Here is a 3140-nt window from a genome sequence, read left to right on the forward strand (position 1 = left end):
GGTTCCGGTAAATTATTCACCGGGCTGTTAAAGGCCGTGGCTGCTTTCTGCGGATCGCGCATAGCGGCCAGGTGATCCAGGCTTTGCCGGCTAATGAGGGGCAGATCGCAGGCCAGCACCAGCCAGGCTGTATCCGGGAAAGCAGCATACGCGCTCAGCAAACCGGCTGCCGGGCCGCCTATGCTAACACTGTCGGTGATCAGCGGTGCAGCGCCTGCAAAGATCTCCTGCTGATCGGGGCGGCAGGAAATATATACTTCCGGCACCACCTTGCTTAATAAGCTGTGCAGGTATCGCCACTGCGGCATACCATGGTAAGCGATCCGGCTTTTATCCTGCTGCATGCGGGTGCTGTACCCGCCGCATAATATCAATCCTTTTAAATCAGCTGCCATAACATTTCGTTTTATTCCACTACTACATCCTGTTTACCACCTGTTTTACTGATCAACCTGGTTTGCCGGATGATCATCTCATGCGTAAAAGCCTTACACATGTCGTACACCGTGAGCGCCGCTACAGTGGCGCCGGTGAGCGCTTCCATCTCCACCCCTGTTTTGCCGGTGGTTTTAACGGTGCAGCGGATCACCGCTTCTTCACCCACCAGCTGAATATCCACGCTGCAATTATCCAGCAGCAGGGTATGGCATAAGGGTATCAGCTCCGGCGTTCTTTTTGCACCCATAATACCTGCGATGATGGCGGTCTGGAACACAGCGCCCTTGCGGGTATTAATGTCGCCGCCGTTAAATTCCTTGCGGATCATTTCCGGTAAATACACCCGGCTCTCGGCAATGGCTACACGAATAGTGCTGCTTTTGTCACTGATGTCAACCATGGCCGGCCTGTTTTGCTCATCCAGGTGCGAGAAGGAGGAAGTGCTTGATGTATTAGACATAAAAGAATAAATTTACAAAACGGCTAATTCTTCACCCAAAGTTACTACAATGCTGTTAGATGTATCTACTGCTTATGCAGCTGTTATGAATACAGTGCGCGATTTTGGTACAGAGCAGCTGTCTTTTACGGCAGCTACCGGCAGGATATTGCGGGAGCCGGTGCTGGCCGACAGGCCGTTCCCGCCCTTTGACCGCGCTACCATGGACGGTATTGCCATCAACTTTGCAGAAAGTTATGGCAAAGGGCAAACCATTTTTGGGGTGGAAGATATTCAGGCCGCCGGTGTGCCGCGTAAACAGCTGGGTAACATGGCCAACTGCCTGGAAGTAATGACCGGCGCCGTAATACCGGAGCTTACGGATACCGTGGTGCCGTACGAGCATCTGCAGGCATCGGAGCATGAAGGTTTTAAACGTTTTACCATTACACAGCCGGTACAAAAGAACCAGAACATTCACTGGGAGGGCGCGGATGGCGCCGCCGGCAAAACCCTTATTGCACCCGGCGCCCGCATTACTCCTGCGGAAGCAGGCGTGCTGGCTACAGTAGGCAAATATGAAGTAAGTGTAGGCCGCCTGCCCCGTGTAGCAGTGATTGCTACGGGCGATGAGCTGGTAGAGGTAACGGCGACACCGGCCCCGCACCAGATCCGCATGTCGAACGTATACAGCCTGGCTGCTTCCCTGCAGGGGCTGGGCATTACAGCCACTATTCATCATGTGGCTGATCATAAACCGGCTATACAGCAATTATTTGAATCCCTGCGGAACGTGGATGTATGGATCTGCTCCGGCGCAGTATCGGCCGGTAAGTACGATCATTTACCCGTGATACTGGAAGAAATGGGTATGCAGCGCATTTTTCATAAAGTGGAGCAGCGCCCCGGCAAACCTTTCCTGTTCGGGCTTTTTAAGGATGGGCCGGTAGTGTTTGCATTGCCCGGCAATCCCGTTTCAGGATTTATGTGTTTTTACAGGTACGTGCAACCCTGGCTGCTGGCCGGTATGGGCCACCAGGTAGCCCCTGTTCCCTATGCGGTATTGGGACAGGATGTGACGTTTAATAAACCGCTTACCTACTTTTTACCGGTACAGCTGCAACCACAACCTACTGGTGAGTTGAAAGCCATTCCACATAATTATAATAATTCCGGCGACCTGCCCGCTTTATTAACTGCAGATGCTTTTATGGAGCTGCCTGCTGCGCAGGATCATTTTAAGGCAGGGGAAAGTTTTCCCGTTTGGCGGTTCAGATAATGATCGCCTGATTAAAGTAACACCATACTAAAGACCTATAGCTAAAACCGGTTATCAGAAAGCTTAACATTAGACCCATTAAACCCTGTTTAGAATTTATTGTCTTACCTGGAAACCTATTTGCGTATGCCCCCGGTATCCGAAAAACTACAGCTGCAACACCTGGCCTGGCGCGCCGGCTTTGGAGAGCCCCTGCCGGTTATTACAAAGTGGACGGATAAACGCCGTAAAGAGATCGTAAATAAAATACTGATCGGCAAAAAAGATACATTGGATGCCGTAGCTGTGATCAGTGAGTCTGACCTGCCGGATTACCGGAAAGTAAAAGATATGAACGCAGAGCAGCGTAAGCAGGTGCAGCAAATGAACCGGCAGGGCGTAAAGGATCTTAACATAGCCTGGACGCATGCTATGATCAATAGCGAACATCCGCTTCGTGAAAAAATGGCGTTGTTCTGGCATGGGCATTTTGCCTGCCGCACACAGAACGTGCTGTATAACCAGCAGCTGTTACAGGTGATAAGGGAAAATGCGCTGGGTAATTTTGGAGAGCTGTTAAGCGCGGTATCTAAAACACCTGCCATGTTAAGCTTCCTGAATAACCAGCAGAACCGCAAACAACATCCCAACGAAAATTTTGCCCGCGAAGTAATGGAGCTGTTTACCATGGGCCGCGGTAACTATACAGAGAAAGATATTAAGGAAGCGGCCAGGGCCTTTACCGGCTGGGGCTTTGATGGCAGTGGCCAGTTTGTTTTCCGGGAACGTATACACGACGATGGCGAAAAAGAGGTGCTGGGTAAACGCGGCAACTTTAACGGCGATGATATGCTGAAAATATTGCTGGATAACAAACAAACCGCGCATTACATCACGGCAAAGATCTACCGCTTTTTTGTAAATGAAACAACGGTGGATGACGACAAAGTGGCTATGCTGGCTAATAAATTCTACCACTCCGGTTACGATATTAAATCCCTGATG

General features: G+C 50.6%; 4 protein-coding genes. 2 read left to right on the plus strand and 2 right to left on the minus strand.

From position 1 onward, the window contains the following. Together VIM87_RS04070 and moaC are read right to left on the minus strand one after the other, a co-directional pair. On the minus strand, window positions 1-395 hold a 395-nt coding region (locus VIM87_RS04070; protein ID WP_331995737.1), incomplete at its 3' end, for an NTP transferase domain-containing protein. 11 nt (window positions 396-406) lie between these two features. Further along, window positions 407-898: a cyclic pyranopterin monophosphate synthase MoaC gene (moaC, locus tag VIM87_RS04075; protein WP_331995738.1), complete on the minus strand. Its 492-nt coding sequence runs from the start codon at window positions 896-898 to the stop codon at window positions 407-409. A 49-nt stretch (window positions 899-947) separates the two neighbouring features. On the opposite strand from moaC, the gene VIM87_RS04080 reads away from it, so the two are divergent. After that, window positions 948-2156: a molybdopterin molybdotransferase MoeA gene (locus VIM87_RS04080; protein WP_331995739.1), complete on the plus strand. Its 1209-nt coding sequence runs from the start codon at window positions 948-950 to the stop codon at window positions 2154-2156. Between the two features lie 126 nt (window positions 2157-2282). Continuing rightward, on the plus strand, window positions 2283-3140 hold an 858-nt coding region (locus VIM87_RS04085; protein WP_331995740.1), incomplete at its 3' end, for a DUF1800 domain-containing protein.

It is taken from the genome of Chitinophaga sp., assembly GCF_036569125.1.
Lineage (GTDB): Bacteria > Bacteroidota > Bacteroidia > Chitinophagales > Chitinophagaceae > Chitinophaga.

Excerpts from the sequence above, each read along its gene's own strand:
- VIM87_RS04080 (WP_331995739.1), top strand. The coding sequence starts at position 948 with ATGCTGTTAGATGTATCTACTGCTTATGCAGCTGTTATGAATACAGTG.
- moaC (WP_331995738.1), bottom strand. The coding sequence starts at position 898 with ATGTCTAATACATCAAGCACTTCCTCCTTCTCGCACCTGGATGAGCAA.